We start from the raw sequence: 24455 nt of genomic DNA, 5'->3' as shown, positions 1-24455 counted from the left end.
CGTTAATGATATATAAAATGAAAATGAATTACAAGAACAGCTCTGTAATCCGTTTGTAATCATTAGAGAAAAGCCCCCTTGCGGGAGCTCTTCATCTGTAATCTTATGCGTTTTGTTTGGCCAATTTGACCATCAGGCACGCAATCGTACGACGCTCATCAGCATCGCCGACATCCCATAACTCTTTCAATGCCCGGTTGGAATGGTTCGCCGGATCGACTTTCTCATCAAGGAAGTCGCCGATTTCATACGCAAGTTTGTTGATGGTTTCTTCACTCATCCCCATCTTCTCTGCTTGCAGTACGCGGTCACCCAGAAACTTCTTCCATGTGTCAAAACTGGAGAGCACTGTTTTTTCTGTTGACATGATAAATCCTCCTTAGATGACGAATGAGATTTAAAATCAACAGTTGTAATATGTGCTTTCGAGGCATTTTATATACGAGCATTTTGAAAATAATCCGGAAGACGACTGCTTCTCAGCAACCTTCACCTGGTTCGTTCACAGCCAGTCAAGTTTTCTTGCTTTTTTTACGTTAACCAACCGCCATTTGGACTGATGATCTGCCCATTGATATAACCCGATTCAGGGAGAGCCAAAAAATAAACCAATGATGAGATTTCATCAGGTTGAGCAAGTCTTCCTGCCGGAATTTCCTCTTCCAGCATCTTCAGTTCACTCTGATCCAGATGGTTCAGCATGGATGTTTGAACGGCACCAGGAGCAACGGCATTTACGGTTACTCCGGAAGGTGCGAGTTCTTTCGCAAGCGCTTTGGTGAATGCATTCACCCCACCTTTGGTTGTGGAATACAGCACCTCACAAGAAGCACCAGACAGTCCCCAGATCGACGATACATTAATGATCCGTCCGTACCTTTGGGAGATCATGTGAGGCATCATTTCCTGTGTACACATAAACGTGCCTTTGAGGTTAATCGCCATCACTTCATCCCAGATCTCCTCTGTAACATCAGACAACATCCCATAGTGCGAGATTCCTGCATTGTTCACAAGGATATCTGGCATGAGATTGTGCGACTCCAGCTTCTCACGCATACGCTCAATCTGTTCCCGGCTGCGAAGATCCGCAGACACGGTCATGATTTTTCCACTGCCTTGTTCCATGCACCGTCTGGCGGCTTCATTCGCTGCTTCATGCGATCTCATATAGTGTATAACAACATTCATTCCCACTCTGGCAAAGCGTTCTGCGATAGCCGCTCCGATGCCACCGCTTGCGCCAGTTACCAGTACAGTCATTTCCCCGATTGCCTTCAATTGTCCCGTTCCCCTCTCCATATCAAGGACTCACGACTAGCGATACAGCCAGATGATCCCACCGAATATGCTCTCTCAATCTGAGATTTACATCTTCCAGTGTAATCGATTCATAGAGCGGCAGCATATTGAAAAAATCACCGCCACGGAATTGCTGACGTGTAAATTCATGCGCAATGTTCTCCGGAGAATTGAGCATACGCAAATATCCGCCTATTTTCTTTTTGCGTGCACGTTCAAAATCCGTGGAATCGAACCCTTTTTCTACAATGGCATCCACTTCTTCACGTATACGCGCGAGCAGTTGATCCGGGTCTTTTGTATCACCACCAATGGCTGAAAAAGCATATTGCGGCGAACTGTTATACTCATGTCCAAAGCTGTCCGAGATCAGATCTTCATCGTAGAGCTTCTGAAATAATCGTGTGCTTGAGCCAAACAAAAGGTCCATCATCAGCTGCGTTGTCATATCTCGCCGTAACAATTGTTCCCCCGTGAGTCCAACGTCCGTCTCCTTGAATCCAAACAGACATTTGGGCAGTGAAACAGCCAGTTTCGCTTCCCGTCTGGCTTCTCCTACCTGCTCAGGCTCCGGTTCGAAGAAACGTTGAATGCTCCCCTGTGGCTTATAATCCTTCTGCTCCTGGTTCGATCGAACCATATCAATGACTTCTTGTGGATCTACACCACCCACCACAAACAAGAGCATATTACTCGGGTGATAGAAGGTGTTATAACACTCATATAACATCTCTTTGGTAATCGTACGGATGGATTCCACCGTTCCTGCAATATCGATATGCACCGGATGTTTTTGATACATGGCTTCGATCAATCCAAAATAAACACGCCAGTCCGGATTATCAGCATACATGTCAATTTCCTGTCCAATAATGCCTTTTTCCTTTTCCACATTTTGATCCGTAAAGTAAGGATTTTGCACAAAGTCGACTAATGTTTGTATATTTCCATTCACATATTCGGTCGCTGAAAACAAATAAACCGTCTGATCAAAGCTCGTAAATGCGTTAGCTGAAGCACCATGAGACGCAAATGTTGCAAAAATATCACCTGTTGGTTCTTCAAACATTTTATGCTCCAGGAAATGAGCAATCCCATCCGGGACCTTCACTGCTTCCTGCCCTTCAACCTGAAAATGATTATCCACCGATCCATACTTGGTTGCAAACGTAGCATACGTTTTCTGGAATCCCGGTTTAGGCAAAATATACACATGCAGTCCGTTATCCATTACTTCGTAATATAGTGTCTCCTGCAAATGCTCATACCGAATGCTCTCCACCGATTATTCCTCCTTCTCGTCCCGCAAGAAATAAATCGTATCCAGACGGAATTGTTCTGCCGCCTCACGTACATCTTCCTTGCTAATATGTTCTACCTGAGCCAACAGTTCTTCAGCCGTTCTTTCTTTGCCAGACAACTGTCGATTGAAGTCATAAGCGATCATCTCAAAAGCAGAATCCTGCATTTCCTTAAGCAAGTTACGGATCATTGCTTTGGTCTGAGACATTTCCAGATCACTGATTGTACCGCTTTTCATTTCTTCCAGCTGCTGCTTGATGATAGTAACGGCCTTCTCATAATTAGGGATTTCAATCCCGGATTGAATCGTTGCAATGCCCTTATGTCCGTCATATCGCGAAGACGCGTAATATGCCAGGCTTTCTTTTTCACGAACATTTACAAACAGTTTGGAATGAGGATACCCACCGAGAATCCCGTTGTACATTAGTGCTGCGGCATACTGAGGATCTCCATAAGTGATAGATGTACGGAGTCCCATATTGAGTTTTCCCTGACTCACATTCAGTCGCTCAACAACGGTCTCCACTTCCTTATCTCCTCGAACCGCTGCCTGTGTCTGGTAATCGGAGGAGGACGTTCGATCTACATTGAAATGACGCTGAACAAGGTTCTCGACCTCCTCCAGTGTCGTATCCCCTACCACGTACAGATCCATACTCGCCTGCTGCAGCCACTCCTGATAAGACGCAGTAAGTGTGTCAGGCTCAATCCCGGGCAGATCCTTTCGCTCACCCAGTGGGTGAAGACGGTACGGCTCGTTCTTGCACATTTCCTCAATACTGCGTTCAGCGGCATAGCGCATTTTATCATTCACGATGGACTCCAGCTTTTTACGAACAGTCTCTCGCTCTGCTTGTACATAAGACGTCCTGAAATGTCCATTCTCCTGTGCAGGTCGTGTAAGAACCTCTCCAAGGAAGGCAAATGAACGATCCAGCAGCTGTTCATCCCCTCCAACAAAGGAATCATTAATGGTATCCATTCGGAACTGTACAATCTGGTAATCCCCGCGTTTATAGACGTCAAAACCAAAACCTGCTCCATACAGATGCTCCAGTTGTTCACGAAATTGCGTTGTTTCCGGATAGGACTCCGTGCCGCGTCGCAGAACAAAAGGTGTCAGCGCTACTTTGGTTACTGTATCTTCCCGTAAGGGAACTCCTGCATATAACGATATAGCAAACGTTTTAAAACGTTTAGTCGGAAGCACATGTATACGAAATTCTCTCTTGCTACCTCGTTCGAATCCTGATGTATTCAAATGTCAAAACCCCTTTACGGCGTCATTTATCATGCAATCGTATTAAGCTAAACGTAACAACCATTTTAACCCATTCAAAAGGCAAGAAGCAACCGAAGTCACGCCTTCTGGTTGCTTCCAACATCATCACATACAAAAGATATGCTGTCCGATTGTTTTCACTTGTGGGCGGGTCCAGATCCATTTGGATGTTGCTGTCTTCGGGTTAAAATAATAGAGACATCCACCGGACGGATCCCATCCATTCAGGGCCTGCTCAACTGCCTTTTTGGCTTGTGCGTTTGGTTCCAGATAGATCTGCCCGTCCGCTACAGCCGTAAATGCACCTGGTTGAAAGATCACGCCAGAAGGCGTATTTGGAAAGCTTGGTGATTTCACGCGATTCATAATTACTGCTGCTACTGCGACTTGACCTTCAAACGGTTCACCCCGGGCTTCACCATATACAGCGTTAGCCATAATCTTGAGTTCATTCTCTGAGAGACCAAGGGCATTGGCAGATCCCATATTGTCTTGCTCTTTATCTGCCGTATTGTTGCTACCTCCACCTCCACCTGAGGATTCCTTGTGTAGCGGCGGCTCTGTTGGCGACCATTTGGTTGACGCATTGTACAATTTCAGTTTGGTTTCAGCTCCAACGACACCATCGGCTTTCATACCAAATTCGGATTGAAACCATTTGACGGATTTCAGCGTGCTGTTGCCAAAATTGCTATCGATTTTACCATTGTAAAATCCCAAATACTTGAGGCGGCCTTGAAGCTCATACACATCCTGACCGTAACTTCCATATTTCACAGCGTTGCTGCTGAAAGTAGGCAAGGCTTTCTCTTCAACTTGTGATGTGCTTTGATTCGAACTTTCGGTTGCTGCATTCTCAGGAAGCAAATAACGGATTCCCAATGCGGACATCAGCAAAATAGCAGTGAAAAGCCATATGTTCATTTTTCGCATCGACTGTGCTCTACCTTTCTCTTGTGGGATTAACAGAATCGCTAAGGTTATTATGACAAGCCTGCTTGCTTCCTATGCACCAAATCATCCGATCATTGGACATCATGGTAAAACTTCAGTCAAATTGTATGAAAAAAGCCCCCAACCATTAAGGTTGAGGGCTCGAATCGCCTGAATATTCATGTGCATTACAAGCTACGAGCTTATTTTGTTTTGTTGGTACTCTTCAAGCGAGACCAACACTTCCCGTGGTTTGCTACCCTCGTAAGGACCAATCACGCCCCGGGATTCCATGGAGTCAATCAAACGTGCGGCACGGGTGTATCCTACTCGCATTCGACGTTGTAGCAGAGAAACAGACGCTTGCTTGGCCTCCAGAATAATCTGTACTGCCTTTTCGTATAACTCGTCCTGTACTTCATCTTCAGCCTGGATAGAGTCGTCCACCTCAGGTACAAGGGACTCATCATACTGTGCTTCACCTTGACCACGTACATAATTAACAATATTTTCCACTTCTTCATCACTCATAAAAGCACCTTGTACACGAACCGGTTTCGATGCGCCCATTGGCATGAATAACATGTCTCCGCGACCCAACAGTTTCTCGGCCCCACCCATATCCAGAATGGTTCGAGAATCCACCTGTGAGGATACACCGAAGGCGATACGAGAAGGTATGTTGGCTTTGATTACGCCAGTAATAACATCCACAGAAGGCCGCTGTGTAGCAATAATCAGATGGATACCAGCTGCACGAGCCATCTGGGCAAGCCGAGCAATCGCATCTTCAACATCTCCGGCTGCAACCATCATGAGATCTGCAAGCTCATCCACAATGACAACAATATAAGGCAGAACAGCCGCAGGATTATCTTTCATCAGATTATTGTAACCTTCAACGTTACGAGTGCCTGATTTGGAGAACAGTTCATATCGTTTCTCCATCTCAACCACAATCTTTTTGAGAGCAAGTGACGCTCTCTTAGGATCAGTTACTACCGGTGCCAGCAAATGGGGAATCCCGTTATATACGTTCAACTCAACCATCTTGGGATCGACCATCAGGAACTTCACTTCATCTGGCTTGGCTTTGTACAATATGCTGGTAATAATTCCGTTAATACACACCGACTTACCTGAACCTGTAGCTCCCGCAACGAGCAAATGGGGCATACGAGCCAAGTTACCAATAATCGTCTGTCCCGAGATATCTCGGCCAAATGCAATGGTCACTTTGGATTCTGCATCCTGGAACGTTGCTGTCTCCATTACTTCACGCATCGTTACAACCGATACTTCACCATTAGGTACTTCGATACCAATAGCAGACTTTCCGGGGATCGGTGCTTCCATCCGAATATCTTTTGCCGCCAGAGCCAACGCGATATCATCAGTTAGGCTGACAATTCTGCTGACCTTGACGCCAATGTCAGGTTGAATTTCATATCTTGTAACGGCAGGACCCCGAACCACTTCAAGTACTTTGGCACGAACACCGAAGCTTTCCAGTGTGGCTTCCAGCTTACGTGCTGTTTGCATATAATCCTTCTGGTCACCCGCCTTGCCCCCATTGTTTGGCTTGGCAAGTAGACGGAATGATGGCAGCTTGTACGGCTTAGGAGGTGGCGGTGGTGGTTTCACCGGTTGTGTGTCCTGCCCTTCAGGAGTTGGAGTATCTGTTCCCTGCATTGCATCATTAGGTACTTCTTCTCCACTCTGAATCTCTTCCACAGCATTCATCGCGTTTGTACCCGCATCGGATGCAGACCACTCTGTCTCTACCAGTTCATCCGTTATTTTAATGGTATGCTCGCCCTGTTGTACTACGTTTGGATCGGCCAGATTATCCGGGAAAGGATAAGCATCGTCCAGATCATCTTCAATGCTTGCCTCTTCTGTTCTGACATGCTCAAAAAAGTCTCGAATGATCGGCGCTGAGTTAGGTTTAGTCTGAACAGGAACACGTGATGAAGCTGATTTGTTAGTTACGTCTTCGGTTGCATCCTGCCACGCCTCTAGATTGTGATCTTGTTCGGCGCGGTACACAATCTGTTCTGTTTCTGCCGAATCGACCTCATCCATTTCACGTCCTGATGTCGCCTGTTCCCGTTTAGCTCCCCATTTTCCGAAAAGTTGGAAGAATATGGGCGAGTTTCGTTTTGGCAGATGCTGTTCCTCTAATTCATCCTCATACTCGTCTTCGTCATCTTCAACAGGAACAGGTACCACTTTACGAGCATTCGCCTTTTTCCTGTCATCAGCAACTGAAGCAGAGCGCGTAGCAGTTCTGGACTCCAACTTCTTGTACATTGTACTTCCGGCATCCCAGACCTTGGTTCTGAATATTCGAATCAGATCTACATAAGAGAGATTCGTAATCAGCATAAAACTGATGACAAACATCACGATCATGATAAGCCTTGCCCCAAGGCTGCCAAACAGCCACAGGAAAAGAACAAATTGTCCAGCTCCAAGATAACCACCGCTGATGTCCTTGTTAAGCATGGAGTCCCTCTCGCCTGGCGTAGCAGGGGTTAGCAACTCGGTTTGCATATCATTATGTACCTGTGTAATCACAGCTCCAGGCTCAAGCGCACCTACCGGAATGAGCTTCTGGTGCATTGCAGAGACGGTGCTCATCAGGGTTAAGGCAAAGACCAGCAATACCAGTCCTGTTTTGCGTGTGGTCCAGCCACTCGGCCATTTCCGGTGAATCATCACCATGAGACCATAATAAATACCAACAAGTGGAATCGCAAAATAAAACTTACCAAGCATCAGTCCGAACATCTTGGAAAGCGAACGCCCAACGGTGGCTTCACCCGATAATGCTATGACAGCAAGGGTAATAAGCACAATCCCGTAAATTTCATATTTTAAAACGCCACTAAAACCAGCGCCCTTTTTTTTCCTCTTTTTTCTTCTGGCCAAAATCAGGTCACCCCCAGAAGAATATTATACCATACAAATATATTCCGTACATATGTTCTTTTTCTGCTCAATTTGTCTGAATTCGTCGCGTTATGCTGATCCCAAGTTACCTGAAATCGGAATGGTCGAACCCGGCATATTGGCAGGATTGAGATAGGCTTCAAGCGGACAATCCAGCAAACGTACAATAACGGCTTCATTGTCATTAACAGGTCTCACCTGCATCAATAAACCATTCATTTTGATCTCCTTTGTATCTTCGCCATCTTTCCACATTCCCGACCAGAGTTGTTCCGGGGGCATCACGGTATATAATGTCATTGGGTATAACCTCCCGCTTGCAGAGTCTGTCTCTTGTCTCCTATGAGCTGATTTAACTGAGAAATAGCCTGTCCAATCCCGCCCACTGCATCCATTAATCCATGTTTCACTGCATCTGCGCTTCCTACAGCTGTACCAATATCCCGATTCAACTCACCAGTCTTAAACATTAGTTCTTTGAACATCTCTTCAGAGATATTCGAATGAGAAGTCACGAACCGAACAACTCGTTCCTGCATTTTCTCCATATACTCAAACGTTTGAGGTACACCAATGACAAGGCCGTTCATCCGAATTGGATGGATCGTCATCGTTGCACTTCCGGCAATCAGGGAATATGTTGAAGCTACAGCAATCGGTACTCCAATGCTATGCCCGCCTCCAATGACCACAGTCACCGTAGGTTTGCTCAGAGAAGCAATCATCTCTGCAATGGCTAGACCCGCCTCTACATCTCCACCTACCGTGTTCAAAATGATCAGAATACCTTCAATACGCTGATTCTGTTCTGCGGCCACCAGCTGTGGAATGATATGTTCATACTTTGTTGTTTTGTTTTGTGGCGGCAAAATCAAATGCCCTTCGACCTGTCCAATAATGGTCATACAGAAGATGTTCGATTCACCTGCTGGCGACTGTGTCTGCCCAAATTGCTGAATAGTCTCTGTCACGGGAGAGATGGCCTTTTCCTCCTGAATCGGAATTTCCGGCGCTTCAACTTCCGGTTGATTGGACCTTGATGCCTGCTTGCCATTCATACGTTCATTCATTTCAATAATCCCCTTCTCCAGAAACATTTAATGTATTTCCTTAGTATGGGGATTTTTCCAACCTCCTTATACCCGCTAGCATCAAATTGCTTCACGTATTGACTTATTGCAGATCTTCCTGAAAACGCAAAAAAAGCCCCTTCTCTACGAGGAACCGTCCAATATTACTCGTAGAGAAGGGGCGACTGTGTGCCTGAATATATGTTTTTGTTTAGCTTATTTTAAACTTCCATAATGATTGGCAAAATCATCGGTCTACGACGAGTTTGCTCATACAGGAAGCGTCCCAGTGCATCTTTAACATTTGTTTTGAGTGAAGCCCACTCGTTAACGTTCTCACTCATCAATTTCTGCAATGTGCTGCTAACGATCCGGTTGGCCTCATCCAATAGTCCTTCCGATTCACGTACATACACAAATCCGCGAGAGATGATGTCAGGACCGGAAACAATTTTTCCATCCTGTTTGCTCAGTGTTACCACAACAACAAGGATACCATCTTGTGACAACAATTTGCGGTCACGAAGTACAATGTTACCCACATCGCCTACACCCAAGCCATCGATCAACACATTACCTGCAGTAACTTTACCTGCTCTACGTGCTGCTCCACCTTGAATTTCAATCACTTCACCGATATCCGTGATGAAAATGTTCTCAGGTTCTACCCCTACAGATTCAGCAAGAACCGCGTGGCGACGCTGCATACGGAATTCACCGTGAATCGGCAAGAAGAATTTCGGTTTCATCAGGTTGAGCATCAGTTTCAGCTCTTCCTGGCTACCGTGACCAGATACGTGGACGCCACTGTTAGCACCGCTGTAATGCACGTTAGCGCCCAGACGGAACAGTTCATCAATCGTACGGCCTACATATTTTTCATTACCTGGAACCGGTGTTGCTGCGATAATGACGGTGTCACCTGGCAGGATGTCCACTTTACGGTGTGTGGAACGAGCCATACGTGTCAGTGCTGACATTGGCTCTCCTTGACTTCCTGTGCAGAGAATCACGACACGATCAGCTGCCATCTTGCCTACTTCTTCAGGCTCAATGATCATGCCATCCGGAATCTCAAGATAACCCAGTTCTGAAGCAATACCAACCACGTTCACCATGCTGCGTCCGATAACTGCAACTTTACGTCCAGTCACTTCTGCTGCATTGATCACCTGTTGGATACGGTGTACGTTGGAAGCAAATGTCGCCACAACAACACGTTGACTTGCTTTACGGAAGATATCTTCCAGCACGATACCCACATTTTTCTCCGATGGTGTGAATCCAGGTTTCTCAGCGTTTGTACTATCGGACAACAGCGCTAACACGCCATTTGTTCCGATCTGTGCCATACGCTGAAGATCTGCATATTGACCATTGACTGGAGTATGGTCGAATTTGAAGTCACCTGTGTGAACAACTGCACCTTCCGGTGTTTCGACACATACACCAACAGAATCCGGAATACTATGGTTAGTAGCGAAGAACGATGCTTTCAGAACAGATCCAAGTTGGATCTCGGAATCAGCATCAATCAGAATACGTTTTGTATCACCCAGCAAATTCGCTTCTTTCAACTTGTTTTCTACAAGTCCAAGCGTAAGTCTTGTTCCGTATACAGGAACATTCAGATGTTTGAGAACATATGGCAGACCACCAATGTGATCCTCATGTCCGTGAGTAAGGATGATTCCTCTTACTTTGTCACGGTTCTCAGTCAGGTAAGAAATGTCAGGGATGACAATATCAATACCAAGCATATCTTCTTCCGGGAATTTAAGACCAGCATCTACGACTACAATGTCGTTGGCGTATTGGATGACGTACATGTTTTTACCAATCTCGCCTACGCCGCCCAAAGCAAAAATCATCAGTTTATCGTTATTATTTTTCTTAGACAAATGAATCTAAACCTCCTATGGTAGTTGGACGTCGTACCTTATTATTTATTGTAAGTTAAGAAAAGTAGTCCATACATCACATACCCACCTATCGGGATGAATGCAAAAGAACACCTTTATTCACGATATTTGGAAGAAGTTCTTCGAAGTTATTCCCTTTGACCAACAAGTTGGAGTTGAAATTCCCTCTTAGCCGTTCCTTCCTTTTTCACCGCAAAGCTACACCACGAAGCGATGTCGCTTTCAATTTCAAAAAAATACCGCACCCAGTCACTTGACATCATTATACATGATTAAAAACAAAAAAAACAAGTCACTCTCTCGTTAACCTGTAGGTTTCCCCTTAGCAGTGGAAAAGAAACCTCACATTACTCGTAAAAAAAAGAACCGCAGCCTCTAGGAAGAGGAGCGGTTCTTTTGCTGATCTGAAGGATATTTCCATGATTAATAAAATAGTCCATATACAACCAAAATGATTACAAATTAAGCAAACCTTTGATATAAACCTGCTCCTCTTCCGTTGGGGGAATAAGGGGCAACCGTACGGAACCAACGTCTAGACCACGCAATGTCAGCGCATATTTCACCGCTACGGGGTTTGGTAGAGGCTGTGGACACTCAAACAGGCCTTTGAACACCGGGAACAACTGCTGATGAATCTGAGCAGCCTGAAGAGGTGCTCCGCCATAGAAGGCGTCAATCATTTTCTTCATTTCTGCCCCTACGACATGACTGGCCACGCTGACAATTCCATGTGCTCCAACCGCAATCGCTGGTAAGCCTGAAGCATCATCACCGGAATAAACTCTGAAATTTTCTGGAGCACTTGCTGCAATCAGCGTAACCTGCTCCATAGACGCACATTCCTTCGTAGCGACGATGTTAGGAATCTGTGCAAGACGAAGCGTTGTCTCTGCTGACAGGCTGGTTACTGTACGCCCAGGCACGTTGTAAAGCATAATTGGCAGCTTGGTGGAGCCTGCAATCGCTTCAAAATGTTTGAACAAACCTTCTTGGCTAGGTTTATTGTAATACGGAACAACCAACAAAATGCCATCCACTCCGGCACGTTCAGCTTCCTGTGTCAAATGGATGGAATGTGCCGTGTTATTGCTTCCTGTTCCGGCTATAATTTTGCACCGACCGGCCGCATGTTTCACTGCAAATTCGAATAATTGAACTTTCTCAGTATCACTAAGTGTTGGAGACTCCCCTGTTGTTCCAGAAACCACAAGCGTCTCCGACTTTTGATCTACAATCAGATAGTCGATTAGCCGTGCCGTTTCCTCCCAATGAATCTCTCCTTGTTCATTGAACGGAGTGACCATTGCTGTAATCAATCTTCCAAAGTCCAATTCGATTCCTCCTTCAAAACAGGTTTGGCTCCTCTAACTTCAGTTATTTACAAATGAAGTTCGAATGAGGCGTGAAGTGCCCTCAGGGCCTGAACCATATCTTCTTTTTTTACGAGTACCCAGATCGTTGTATTCGAATCTGCCGATTGCAGGATCTGAATGTCTGCCAGTGTCAAGGACTCCACGATTCGAGCCATGATTCCAGGTACACCATTAATGCCTCCGCCAATGACGGACACTTTGGCACAACCGGACAGACTTTGTGGCTTGAGACCTATCTCCTGCAATACCTGTATGGCTTTCTCGGAATCACTGTCAAATACCGTATAGACAACTCCCGAGGGGGTAACATTAATAAAATCAACGCTGATTGAATTCTCAGCCATGGTTTTGAACACTTTTAGTTGCAATCGATCTGCACCACCAGGCACATCCACCGTAATTTGCGTTACATTGCTCACGTAGGCGATGCCTGTTACATAACGGTCAACAATGCCTGTCTGCACATCCTGGAATCCTTCCGGATGCGTAACCAGCGTTCCTTCCGTGTCTGCAAAAGTAGATCTTACCCGCACTGGAATCTGGGATTGCATCGCAATCTCAACTGCTCGTGGATGGATTACCTTGGCCCCGTGGTGGGCCATGTTACAGATCTCTGCATAACTCACGACAGTCAGTGGACGTGCATCCTCAACAATTCGCGGATCAGCGGTGAGTATCCCGTTCACATCTGTGTAGATATCCACCATTTCAGCACGTAATGCTGCACCGAGAGCTGTAGCAGACGTATCGCTTCCCCCACGACCCAGTGTCGTGAAGTCTCCGTTCTCTGTTTGCCCCTGGAATCCGGTTACAACAACGACACGGCCAAGCTGAAGCTGCTCCAACACACGAACAGGACGGACATCCAATATCCGGGCATTCCCGAAATTGTCGTCCGTCACAAAACCTGCTTGTGCACCGGTCAGCACTGTAGTTGGAATGCCTTCATGTTCGAGTAAACTGCTCAACGTTGTCGCCGATATGATTTCACCACAGCACAGCAGTAAATCCTTTTCGCGTGCGGATAGTGCGTTTCCGTTCTGTGCAGCCCAGTCCAGCAACGTATCGGTCGCATATGGCTCGCCGCGGCGCCCCATCGCAGACACAACGATGACCAGACTCAATCCTGCTTCAAGTTCACGTTTAACATGACGGAGCACATGCTCTCTCGCCTGAACAGTGGAGAGAGACGTGCCTCCGAATTTCTGTACCATGATACGCATCTTTATTCCTCCATTTGTGTACGCAAGAAGACTGGACACGGGTCAAATCAACAAATGGATCACTCTAGGGAGCGTTCTGATGCGATAATTTCAGCATTTTATACGGCATTCCATGCCGCTCCTTATTTTTTTGTAATTGTCTGGGACAATTGCAAATCAAAGGTCGCGGTTGTTATCGAGGTCATGATGCATACATTCACAATAGACCTCTCCCGCTTGCTTAACCTGTACTGCCCGCAAGCAGGAATGCCTTATAGACAGGAACGTGGACATAGTAGCTGTTGAATCCAGCATATTGTCCCCCATGATTTTCTTTGTCTCTCGAACCCTTCTTCATTTCTCCAAGCGCATAAACGTTGTCACTAAATCATTGTTCCATCAAGCCTGTGAAGAACGCTCCACAATCATCGGCTGCAACTGTTTGCCTTCAAGAGCACTCCAGCAAGCCTCTGGAATCAATTCCATTTTGGCGACTAACGAGTTTGGTTTTTTCACTGGATCGTCCTGCCCAAATGGCACAAAATACAAATATTTAGCCACGAGCAATTTGGCGATATTCGCAGCATTCAAGCCCAGACCGTCATTCGTGGAAATCGCGAGCACAAGTGGACGCTGATTGCGCATCTGCGCTTTGGCTGCCATTAGCACTGGACTGTCGGTCATCGCATTAGCCAGCTTGCTTGTTGTATTCCCTGTGCATGGAGCAATAACCAGCACATCAAGCAGCTTGGAAGGCCCTAATGGCTCCGCTTCAACAATTGTAGAAATGATATCATTACCTGTTATATCTTTCAACTGTTTTTGCCAATTTTGCGCCGTACCAAAGCGTGTGTCCGTCGTCAGAACCGAATTCGAAATAATTGGAATGACGTTGGCACCTTCAGCTACGAAGCGGCCAATTACCGGCATAACCTCTTCAAACGTACAATGAGAACCCGTAATTGCATAACCTACCGTTTTTCCCTGCCAGTTCATGATTTAACCTCCCGTGCGTTCTGTTCTTCCAAAAGCAAACGGATCAACGCGTCGGCAATAATGCCGCCAGCCGTTTTGGGAGCAACAATGCCGGGGAGGCCTGGCGCAAGTAGCGCTTTAATACCGCGTTTGTCGGCATACCTGAAATCACAGCCGCCAGGAGCGGATGCGAGGTCGATAATGACAGCCTTTTGCGGCATTCTGGACAGGATTTGTGCTGTGATTATCATAGTCGGTATCGTATTAAAAAGCAAGTCAACTTCCCCGGTCTGAGCGGCCAAATCCGTTGTCATGAAAGGCTTCCAGCCCATTATTGTAGCGCGGGCAACATCCTCTTCCCGCCTGATTCCCACCCGTACATTTGCTCCAAGTCCCTGCAGTGTTTTGGCCATTGTGAATCCTGTTCGACCAATGCCAAGCACAATGCATTCCGAACCATGGATTGTGAAGTCCGTCTCCCGAATAGCTATGGCGATGGCTCCCTCAGCTGTTGGAATAGAGTTATAAAGTGCAATATCATCACGATCAAGTACTTCAACAAGCCGCAGCCCATTTTCAAGACAAAGTTCGCGCAAGAATGGCTTTGCCATACCCGTGAACACAATACAATGCTCTGGTAATGCTGCAATATGTTCCTTTTTCAGATAGATCGGTGTGTCACTAAATGAAGTACTTACTTTTCCCTGCTCATCACAACCGACAACAGGCAGTACGAGTACATCTGCGGAAGCAAACACTTCATCCTCCAGTTCCTGGTGCTCGATCCCTGGAATGGAACGCTCTATTTTATCGAAACCCACCACACTTACCGTTGCATCCAGCTCAGCGCACTTTTGAATGACTTCAAGCTGCCGCGCATCTCCGCCCAGGACTACAATCCGGACTCCGGTCAGCATCGGGACGTCACTCCTTTCACCACATGTATGCCTTATCGTATGCAGGGGCCCACAGGGGGGTGAAAACAATAATTGCATTCCACCGTCCGTTTCTCAAATGTAAAAAAGAGCCGCCCCTGTCAGGGACGACTCTAAAGAATGAGTATATTTACGCTACTTATTTCCCGGTATGACCGAATCCGCCTTCTCCACGTACCGTTTCCGAAAGTTCATTCACTTCCGTCAATTCAACCGCAGGCACGGTCTGGAAGACGATCTGTGCGATGCGCTCTCCCCGTACAATCGTGAACGGTTCCTGACCCAGATTAATCAACAGAACTTTAACTTCTCCGCGATAATCCGCATCAATGGTCCCCGGTGTATTGAGGCAGGTAATACCATGTTTGAAAGCCAGTCCGCTCCGAGGACGGATCTGTGCTTCCAATCCAGCTGGCATTGCCATCGCAAGTCCGGTAGGAATCAGCGTACGCTGACCCGGCTGCAATACAACGTCTTCCTGAAGTGCAGCTACTACATCAAAGCCGGATGCCAGCTCCGACATTTTTTGAGGCAGTTTAATATCTTCATTGCCCGGCAGTTTCTGTATTTGAACGTAATGCAACAAAATCATCCCTTCTCAATCCAGCGATCGTCTTATCTGAAGCGCCAACCATAGCAAGTGCAAAAGGTTCAGCAAACATCAGATCTAGTACCGCGTTAATATCGTCCATGGTAACTTGCTCAATTTTGGCAATCATCTCATCCAGTGTATGGTGTCTGCCCAGCATGAGCTCGTTTTTACCCAGACGATTCATGCGACTGCCTGTGCTTTCCAAGCTTAGAATCAAGCTGCCTTTCAGCTGTTCTTTTCCTTTACGAAGTTCATCTTCGGACAAGCCGTTAACAGCCAGGTCGCGTAGAACCTCTTTGGTCAGATCGAGCACTTCTTTGGTCTGTTTCGGTGCTGTACCTGCGTATATCGTGAAAAGTCCGCTGTCCGCATGAGAGCTATGATAGGAATACACGGAGTACGCAAGACCCCGTTTCTCACGAATTTCCTGGAACAGCCTGGAGCTCATGCCTCCACCAATGGCGTTATTCAGAACAACCATAGCGAATTGCAACGGATCTCCGATTTTACAGCCCGGGAACGAGATACAGATATGATTCTGTTCCGTTTTCTTTTTGTGAAAGAGCTGTCCGCTTTGGAAGGCTGGCATCGTGACTGCTTCCGATACTCCATTTACATCAAAAGCACCAAAATGTTTCTCCATCAGATCGATTACACTGTCATCAATATTACCCGCGATACTAATGACCGTGTTCTCAATCGTGTAGTGCTCCTTCATATATGCACGCAGATGGCTGGAATCCATCGCTTTGAGACGTTCTTCCGTACCCAGGATTGGGTATGCGAGTGGATGCTCACCATAGGCGGCCAAGGCCATCAGATCATGAACCATATCATCAGGCGTATCTTCATACATCGAGATTTCTTCCAGAATGACGTTTTTCTCCTTGATCAATTCACCATCATCCATTTTGGAGCGGAAAAACATATCAGACAATACATCAACCGCAATCGGCAAATGTTCATCCAACACTTTAGCATAATAACACGTATATTCTTTGGAAGTGAATGCATTCACGTTACCGCCAATCGCATCGAACTGCTCCGCAATCGCCTTGGCATCATAACGATCTGTTCCCTTGAATAACATGTGTTCAATAAAATGTGATACTCCGTTACTTGCAGGTTGCTCATTGCGCGAACCTGTCTTGACCCATATTCCGAAAGACACAGAACGGCAGGTCGGTATCTGTTCCATGACAACTCTGAGGCCATTGCCCAGCTGAATTTTTTTCATGGTTGGCCCTCCTACATCTCTATAATTGCCTTGATCTCAACCTTAAAATTGAAATCGACATTTGGTTCCAACTGTTTGATATTAACAAAAAAACAACGTTCACTCAACCGCAGACGTATTTACACGTTCCGAAGACAGCGTCTCACTTACTGTTCCGAGCACCAAACCTTTGGCCCGTATGGATTGAATCATGCCCTTTAAAGCTCCCGAAGAAGCAGCTGTAGGGTGCATTAGAATTAACGTTCCAGCCTCGGTATTTTTAGCAATTTTGGCAACAACGGCATCCGGGCTTGGCTTACGCCAATCCACAGTATCTACTGTCCATAACACGGTGTGCAGTCCCATGGATGAAGCAATGTCAACGGTCTTCTGATTAAAGTCACCGGATGGCGGAGCAAACCAACGATTCTCTACGCCCAGTGTTTTATGGAGCAGATCCTGGGTTTTGCTAATTTCCAGCTTGGCCCGTTCTGCGCTCAATCGACTCATATTAGGGTGAGAATATGCATGGTTGGACATCTCATGCCCACGCTTCTGAATTTCTTTGGCCAGTTCAACATTTTTGCTTAACCAACTTCCATCCAGAAAAAAAGTAGCCTTCACTTTCTCGGCATCGAGCGTATCCAGCATCGGTTTGATGTATTCGTTCCCCCAGGCCACATTAATCATAAAAGAAACCATCGGTTTGTTTGCATTCCCCCGATAGATCGGATGTGCACCCAAATCCTTAAGCTGGATCTCCGGCTCAATCTGACGGTAGACATACGCTATTTTGGTATTCAACGTTCCACTCAGCGCCTTACGGTATGTCGCTTCCACATCAATCTCCATGCCATTATAACCAGGAATCGCTTTCCATACCCGATCCACTCTGGCATTTACCGGAGCAATTTTCGTTTCAGCCGCTTTATCCCGAATCGCAGACAACAGCGCATCTTCTCCAGTTGCCTCCTTAAACATGTCAAAAGCATTTTGCGTACCTGGCCCATCACGGATCTCCGTAATGTATGTACGTACACTGCCAACTTGTCCGATCAATATGACCGCAGTCACACCCGCCAGAACAGCCGCCAGCTTTTTGGATTGGTTTCCCACAGCTCCATCCTCCCGCCGTCTTTGTCCCCATCATATGAGGACAAGGGCAAAAATATGAATGCTAAGCCATGGTTTCATCCTTGCTTTACGTATTTAAACGTTAAAAAAAGAGCCAGAAATTCACATTCTGTCTCTTCATTCAATCTATCCATTTATAACCTGTCGCTTCGGTATCCTAGGATTGAGCCGGAGCTTCAGCAGTCAAAACTGCTTTACGGGACAAGTTGATTCGACCTTGTGGGTCAATTTCCGTTACTTTTACCGTAATGGAATCACCGATAGCTACAACATCTTCCACTTTGGCAACACGTTCAGTTGACAGTTGCGAGATGTGTACCAGACCTTCTTTGTTCGGAAGTACTTCAACAAATGCACCGAATTTTTCTACGCGTTTTACTTTGCCGACATAAATCTCGCCGACCAATACTTCGCGCACAATACCTTCGATAATCGCTTTGGCTTTATCATTCATCTCCTGGTTGGAAGAAGCGATAAAGACACGTCCATCCTGTTCAATATCAATTTTAACACCGGTTTCTTCGATGATTTTATTGATAATTTTACCACCTGCACCAATAACATCACGGATTTTGTCCGGATTGATATGCATCGTTGTAATTTTAGGCGCATATTGTGATAACTGCTCACGTGGAGTTTTCAAAATTTCGTTCATTTTGCCCAAAATGTGCATACGGCCTTCTTTGGCTTGCGCCAATGCATCAGACAAAATTTGACGATTAATACCAGCAATTTTGATGTCCATTTGGATTGCAGTTACACCTTCAGGTGTTCCAGCTACTTTAAAGTCCATGTCACCGAGGTGATCTTCCATACCTTGAATATCACTCAGAATGGATACATGATCTCCATCTTTGATCAGACCCATAGCTACACCCGCAACTGGAGCTTTGATTGGTACACCTGCATCCATCATAGCTAAAGTGCTGGCACAGATACTTGCCTGAGATGATGAACCGTTGGATTCCAGAACTTCAGATACCAAACGAATCGTGTATGGGAAATCCGTTTCGGAAGGAATTACTTTGGAAAGCGCGCGCTCACCCAGAGCACCATGTCCGATTTCGCGACGGCCTGGAGCACGTAATGGACGCGCTTCACCTACGCTGAATGGTGGGAAATTATAGTGGTGCATGAATCGTTTCGTTTCTTCAAGACTGATTCCATCCAAAATCTGAACATCACCCAATGCACCCAGTGTACAAACGCTAAGTGCTTGCGTTTGACCGCGTGTAAACAGTCCTGTACCATGTGCACGTGGCAGCAGAGATGTATCACATTCAATTGGGCGAATTTCAGCAAGTCCACGTCCATCCGGACGAACTTTATCATGCGTGATCAGACGACGCACTTCTTCTTTGACGATATCGTGCAGAACTTCCTTCACGTCTTTGAACAATTCCGGACTTTCAATATATTTCTCTTCAAAGTGAGCAACGGTTTCGTCATTCACTACATCGATTGCATCTTGACGAGCATGTTTCTCGGCGATTTTAACCGCTTCGACCAGACGAGCGCTGGCGAATTCACGCACGCTGCTGTTAACTTCAGTATTAACGGTACGCAACTTAACAGCCATTTTTTCTTTTCCAGCAACTTGCACAAGTTGTTCGATTACAGCAATAATATTTTGGATCTCATCATGTCCAAACATGATTGCTTCGAGCATCACTTCTTCCGGCACTTCGTTTGCTTCGGCCTCAACCATCATGATGGCATCTTTGGTTCCTGCAACGACCAGTTCAATATCACTGACTTCAAGCTGTGCAATCGTTGGGTTAATGATGAACTCGCCATCAATACGTCCCACTTTCACGCCACCAATCGGTCCGCTGAATGGAACATCCGAAATGCTCAATGCTGCCGATGTACCAATCATTGCAGCGATTTGCGGTTCGCAATCCTGATCCACACTCATAACGATATTCAGAACTTGTACATCATTCCGGAAGCCTTCCGGGAACAAAGGACGAATTGGACGGTCTGTCAGACGGCTTGAAAGAATGGCTTTCTCACTCGGTCTGCCTTCACGTTTAATAAATCCTCCCGGGATTTTACCTACGGCGTACAATCTTTCTTCATAGTTCACCGTTAATGGGAAAAAGTCCAGATCTTTCGGCTCACTTGATGCTGTCACGGTACACAATACCACGGTATCCCCGTATGTTACCTTAACGGCAGCATTAGCCTGCTTGGCCAAACGCCCGGTCTCAAGCGTAAGTTTTCTTCCACCAAGCTGCATTTCAACACGCTGTTCCATGAAACCCCTCCTTTTATTCGTTCCTAATTCAATGGATTCTGCATATTCACAGTATTTCCTGCTTGTCCTGCATTCATTAGCTATGTATGGAACTTTCAACATGCTAACCTGCACAACAAAAGCTCCTCACGGAGCCCCATCTACAAATATATGGCAACATGTTCATCTACAAAACAACCCGGCTGTAAGTTCCGCTTGTCCTTTTAGACAAAAGAATGACGGATAACAGCCAGGTTGATTTTGAAAACATGTACGATAATTAACGACGCAATCCGAGTTTTTCGATCAGTGCGCTGTAACGTTTAACATCTTTGTTTTTCACATAAGCCAAAAGCTTACGACGTTGACCTACCATTTTCAAAAGTCCACGACGTGAGTGGTGGTCTTTCTTATGCGTACGCAAGTGGTTTGTCAAACTTGTGATGTTTTCCGTAAGGATAGCAACTTGCACCTCTGGAGATCCTGTATCGGACTCGTGAGTTTTGTGCTCGTCGATCAGTTGTTGTTTACGTTCTTGAGTCAATGCCATCCTGTTCACCTCCTTCAATATAATCGCCATTAGCCTCGTCACCGCCGGTGAGAGCAAGCAACCAAGCCAAGGTTAATGTTGCCTCAATCGACAACGTAGTACAGTATATCATAATTGCCTAGTTAAAGTAAATGTAAACATGCATTTAATCCTGAACCTTTAAGATAACAGGCGGCCGGCAGTTAATGCATCTTCACGAATCTGGCTAATTAATGCATCAATGGAGTCAAACTTTCGTTCTGCACGAATATAGTGAACGAGCTCAACCTTTAGTTCCTGGTCATACAAGTGTCCATCAAAATCAAGCAGGTGCACTTCAAACGTAGGTTTCATCCCACTTTCGTGAAACGTAGGTTTCACACCGAGATTCATTACGCCATGCAGTTCCTGTTCGCCATACTGCACACGAACAGCGTAAACACCCTTCGACGGGGTAACGTAATGATCCGTGAGTTCAAGGTTGGCTGTAGGAAATCCAATCGTTCGTCCACGCTTCTCCCCGTGAATGACGGTTCCTCTGATGCTGTAAGGTCGGCCAAGCCACTGACTGGCCTCATCCATCTCCCCACGCTTCAACAGGCCACGAATGAGAGAACTGCTCACTTTTTCACCATTCAACAAGAAAGGAGGAACGGTTTCCACCGTCATCTCTCCTTCTCCCAAAGTACGAAGAAGTTGTTCATCCCCTGCACCCTTGTGACCAAAACGGAAGTCAAAACCCACCACCGCTGTTCGTGTCTGAAGAGGAATCAACAAGTCGTGTACGAATTGTTGCGGCGTCAACCGTGAGAAATCTTCATTGAACTCCACCACATAGAGTACATCAACTCCCATTCCTGCCAAGATCTCTTCTTTATCTCTCAAGGGAGTTAAATAACCCTCGTAATCCCCTTTGCGCATAACTTCCTTCGGATGTGGATGAAAGGTCATGACCGCTGCCTGCATGCCCGTTTCCCGCGCAATGCGGACAGCTGATAAAATGACACTTGCATGTCCGAGATGCAGTCCGTCGAATTGACCAATCGCAAGCACTTGGGGCAGTGTGCTCAGCTCAGTCGAATGTAACGTCTGCGGATAGGTTAGCATTACGGTTTTCACAATCATTCACCTGCATTTCACTAGATAGGCCAAGCTAGAGCATCACCACAACTCCAAGCCCGAAACCTCTTTATTCCGGCAAAAAGACTTTAACTGCCCTCACCGTTGGTTTTAGTTCATCCCGTTCAAATATCCCCAGAAACGTACCATCCTGAGCATACAACCGCAGCAAACCAGGTTGCTCCACAGGCGGTTCCAGAAGACGCGCAGACAGTTTCTGACCTTGCAGTGCTCCTTTGGTCAGTTCTTCTCCAACCTTATGGGCCGGAATTGAAGCAATAGCCTCGTCAACAGGAATCAGCGCCTCCGCCAAAGTCCCGTCAGCCATAAGTTGTTCCACTTCTTCAATACGAAGACAACGATCTGCAGAGATACCTGCCGATATCGTACGCTCCAGTTGAACCATGGTTGATGGATATCCGAGTTGCCGGCCAATGTCTACACACAATGTCCGAATATAAGTACCTTTTGAACATAAGGCCCTGAAGGATATATCGGTGGTCTCACCCTGAGTCTCAATCCCTGTAAGTTCGAGCTCATAGACTGTAACCTCACGGCTCTTACGCTCTACCGTCTTACCTTCACGAGCAAGCTCATAAAGACGTTTGCCGTCTACCTTTACGGCAGAATACATGGGTGGTACCTGTGAGATCGTGCCCAGAAACTGCTCAAGCACCTGTTGAACCTGTTCCTGTGTTACTTCCACAGTCGTTTCAGCCCGCTCAATGACTTCCCCTGTCATATCCTCTGTGTCAGTAGACAGTCCCAGTCTGAGCGTAGCCAGATATTCCTTCGGAAGCTCCTGCATGTACTCTACCACACGTGTCGCCCGTCCAAGACAGAGCGGCAGAACGCCTGTAACTTGTGGGTCAAGTGTGCCCGTATGCCCAATGCGCTTCATTTTGAGAATGCGACGCATTTTGGCTACAACATCATGAGAAGTAAAACCCGCCGGTTTATATACCGGAAGTACACCTTCAAATGGCTTTACCATTGTGAATTCACCTGCTTCAGTACTTTTGCGACAATATCATCAAGTCTGCCTTCCAGACGACATCCGGCTGCGAGCACATGCCCGCCTCCGCCAAAGGTCTGTGCTAGTGCAGCAACATCAATTTTACCAGCTGAACGCAAAGAAACCTTGACTGCATTCCCGTTGATGACTTTGAAAAAGATACCAACTTCCACGCCCTGAATGTTGCGCGGATAGTTCACTACCCCTTCAAGATCTTCATTAGCTGCTCCACAAGCCACCATATCATCTGGTGTAATAACAACCCAGGCTATCTTTCCATCATCTGTCATCTGCAGGCTTGATAGTGCCTGATTCAAAATCCGAACTTGCGGAAGAGTCACCTGCTCCAACAAGGTCTGGGCGAGATAGGGTCCATTCACGCCATGCTCAAGCAGTCTGGAGGCCGTTTTCATTACATTTGGGCTGGTGTTGGCATAGCGGAATCCACCTGTATCGGTAAGCAATCCTGTATAAACTGCCGTCGCAACATCTTGATCCCATGTTACTTGGAACAGGTTAAGAAAATCGAACAAGATTTCAGCCGTAGCAGCAGCATCTGACTTAATGATGTTGACTGTACCATAACCGTCATTTGTAGGGTGATGATCAATATTCAAGATAACAGCATCATCTTCAAAATAATGACGTGTCAAACCTACTCTGGCAAAGTCTGCACAATCCACACAGATAACAGCTTTATATTTTCGCTGCGGTGGTTGTTCGGTCATGTTCACAATGTTGCCTGCTTCCCACAAAAATTGCATTCGCCCGGGGATTTCACCTTCATTAATCATCGTGAATGTCTTACCCAGACATGACAGCAGCCAGCCCACCGTTACCGTCGAGCTGACTGCGTCACCGTCCGGCTGTACATGCGACACGACCAGGTAATCATCATGCTCCAGCAGAAATTGCTTTCCGGCCTGGAGCGCCTGTTCATAAGTGTGCATTGCCGTCTCCTCTATTCTGTTACTGGGATTCGTTCTTGTCGGAACCAATATCGCCAAGCAGCTTCTCAATTCGGCTGCCATAAGCAATGGATTCGTCAATCTTAAATATCAACTCGGGAACATGCCGGAACCGGATACGTTTGCCCAGCTCGGAACGCAAAAATCCATTTGCTTTTGCCAGAGCTTTCAGCGTGTTATCTTTTTGTTCCTGTTCACCGAAGACACTCAGATAAACTTTGGCTTGCGACAAGTCTCCTGTCACTTCGACTCCCGTTACCGTAATAAAGCCGATACGTGGATCTTTCAGTTCAGACTGGATGAGCAGACTTATTTCTTTCTTGATCTGCTCGCCCACTCTACCTGTACGAATCTTAGCCATCGTTGTTCACCTCATGCTTCCTTGC

General features: G+C 46.3%; 22 protein-coding genes. All 22 read right to left on the bottom strand.

What is annotated here, in order from left to right:
- Nucleotides 1–103: 103 nt before the first annotated feature.
- On the bottom strand, nt 104–367 hold the full coding sequence (locus tag AC1DE7_RS05210) for a DUF3243 domain-containing protein (RefSeq protein WP_017689119.1): 264 nt from the start codon (nt 365–367) through the stop codon (nt 104–106).
- Nucleotides 368–531: 164 nt separating this feature from the next.
- On the bottom strand, nt 532–1302 hold the full coding sequence (ymfI, locus tag AC1DE7_RS05205; RefSeq protein ID WP_076249794.1) for an elongation factor P 5-aminopentanone reductase: 771 nt from the start codon (nt 1300–1302) through the stop codon (nt 532–534).
- 1 nt (nt 1303) lies between these two features.
- Entirely contained in the window at nt 1304–2584 is a 1281-nt protein-coding gene (gene yfmH / locus AC1DE7_RS05200) for an EF-P 5-aminopentanol modification-associated protein YfmH (RefSeq protein ID WP_477533848.1), read from the bottom strand.
- A gap of 3 nt (nt 2585–2587) precedes the next feature.
- Nucleotides 2588–3868, bottom strand: coding sequence for an EF-P 5-aminopentanol modification-associated protein YfmF (gene yfmF, locus AC1DE7_RS05195; RefSeq protein ID WP_074094590.1), 1281 nt, complete (start codon nt 3866–3868; stop codon nt 2588–2590).
- A gap of 126 nt (nt 3869–3994) precedes the next feature.
- Nucleotides 3995–4822, bottom strand: a complete 828-nt coding sequence (gene sleB, locus AC1DE7_RS05190; protein WP_036670407.1) for a spore cortex-lytic enzyme — start codon at nt 4820–4822, stop codon at nt 3995–3997.
- Nucleotides 4823–5017: 195 nt separating this feature from the next.
- The gene (locus tag AC1DE7_RS05185; RefSeq protein WP_477533847.1) at nt 5018–7756 is read right to left on the bottom strand and encodes an FtsK/SpoIIIE family DNA translocase; all 2739 of its coding nucleotides are present in this window, start codon (nt 7754–7756) and stop codon (nt 5018–5020) included.
- 90 nt (nt 7757–7846) lie between these two features.
- Complete coding sequence (locus AC1DE7_RS05180) at nt 7847–8077, bottom strand: YlzJ-like family protein (RefSeq protein WP_282321898.1); 231 nt, start codon at nt 8075–8077, stop codon at nt 7847–7849.
- Nucleotides 8074–8847 carry a ClpP family protease gene (locus AC1DE7_RS05175; protein ID WP_477533846.1) on the bottom strand — a complete coding sequence of 258 codons (774 nt, stop codon included), beginning with the start codon at nt 8845–8847 and terminating at the stop codon, nt 8074–8076. Before AC1DE7_RS05175 ends, AC1DE7_RS05180 begins: the two co-directional genes overlap by 4 nt.
- A 221-nt stretch (nt 8848–9068) precedes the next feature.
- Nucleotides 9069–10748: a ribonuclease J gene (locus AC1DE7_RS05170; protein WP_036609284.1), complete on the bottom strand. Its 1680-nt coding sequence runs from the start codon at nt 10746–10748 to the stop codon at nt 9069–9071.
- Between the two features lie 476 nt (nt 10749–11224).
- Nucleotides 11225–12103: a 4-hydroxy-tetrahydrodipicolinate synthase gene (dapA, locus tag AC1DE7_RS05165; RefSeq protein WP_036670403.1), complete on the bottom strand. Its 879-nt coding sequence runs from the start codon at nt 12101–12103 to the stop codon at nt 11225–11227.
- A 47-nt stretch (nt 12104–12150) separates the two neighbouring features.
- On the bottom strand, nt 12151–13368 hold the full coding sequence (gene dapG / locus AC1DE7_RS05160) for an aspartate kinase (protein WP_017689129.1): 1218 nt from the start codon (nt 13366–13368) through the stop codon (nt 12151–12153).
- A gap of 378 nt (nt 13369–13746) precedes the next feature.
- On the bottom strand, nt 13747–14343 hold the full coding sequence (locus tag AC1DE7_RS05155) for a dipicolinate synthase subunit B (protein WP_477533845.1): 597 nt from the start codon (nt 14341–14343) through the stop codon (nt 13747–13749).
- Entirely contained in the window at nt 14340–15239 is a 900-nt protein-coding gene (gene dpsA, locus AC1DE7_RS05150) for a dipicolinate synthase subunit DpsA (RefSeq protein WP_127543745.1), read from the bottom strand. Before dpsA ends, AC1DE7_RS05155 begins: the two co-directional genes overlap by 4 nt.
- A 157-nt stretch (nt 15240–15396) precedes the next feature.
- Nucleotides 15397–15843 carry a dUTP diphosphatase gene (dut, locus tag AC1DE7_RS05145; RefSeq protein ID WP_017689132.1) on the bottom strand — a complete coding sequence of 149 codons (447 nt, stop codon included), beginning with the start codon at nt 15841–15843 and terminating at the stop codon, nt 15397–15399.
- On the bottom strand, nt 15803–17086 hold the full coding sequence (locus tag AC1DE7_RS05140) for a M16 family metallopeptidase (protein WP_036670399.1): 1284 nt from the start codon (nt 17084–17086) through the stop codon (nt 15803–15805). The genes dut and AC1DE7_RS05140 overlap by 41 nt, the downstream gene beginning before the upstream one ends.
- A 99-nt stretch (nt 17087–17185) precedes the next feature.
- Nucleotides 17186–18181 (bottom strand): polysaccharide deacetylase family protein, encoded by a 996-nt coding sequence (locus AC1DE7_RS05135; protein ID WP_127543747.1) that lies wholly within the window; start codon nt 18179–18181, stop codon nt 17186–17188.
- 175 nt (nt 18182–18356) lie between these two features.
- A complete protein-coding gene (pnp, locus tag AC1DE7_RS05130; RefSeq protein WP_101313440.1) occupies nt 18357–20459 on the bottom strand; it encodes a polyribonucleotide nucleotidyltransferase in 2103 nt (700 codons plus the stop codon).
- 259 nt (nt 20460–20718) lie between these two features.
- Nucleotides 20719–20988, bottom strand: a complete 270-nt coding sequence (gene rpsO, locus AC1DE7_RS05125; protein WP_036609297.1) for a 30S ribosomal protein S15 — start codon at nt 20986–20988, stop codon at nt 20719–20721.
- Nucleotides 20989–21147: 159 nt separating this feature from the next.
- Entirely contained in the window at nt 21148–22086 is a 939-nt protein-coding gene (locus AC1DE7_RS05120) for a bifunctional riboflavin kinase/FAD synthetase (protein WP_445253358.1), read from the bottom strand.
- A 70-nt stretch (nt 22087–22156) separates the two neighbouring features.
- Nucleotides 22157–23080 carry a tRNA pseudouridine(55) synthase TruB gene (gene truB, locus AC1DE7_RS05115; protein WP_477533844.1) on the bottom strand — a complete coding sequence of 308 codons (924 nt, stop codon included), beginning with the start codon at nt 23078–23080 and terminating at the stop codon, nt 22157–22159.
- A complete protein-coding gene (locus tag AC1DE7_RS05110) occupies nt 23074–24051 on the bottom strand; it encodes a DHH family phosphoesterase (protein ID WP_477533843.1) in 978 nt (325 codons plus the stop codon). The genes truB and AC1DE7_RS05110 overlap by 7 nt, the downstream gene beginning before the upstream one ends.
- 19 nt (nt 24052–24070) lie before the next feature.
- A complete protein-coding gene (gene rbfA, locus AC1DE7_RS05105) occupies nt 24071–24430 on the bottom strand; it encodes a 30S ribosome-binding factor RbfA (protein WP_017689140.1) in 360 nt (119 codons plus the stop codon).
- Nucleotides 24431–24455 lie beyond the last annotated feature (25 nt).

Source organism: Paenibacillus sp. 10L310, assembly GCF_056395745.1.
Note: the sequence above shows the minus strand (reverse complement) of the source record. Positions and strands in the feature narration are given on the sequence as shown.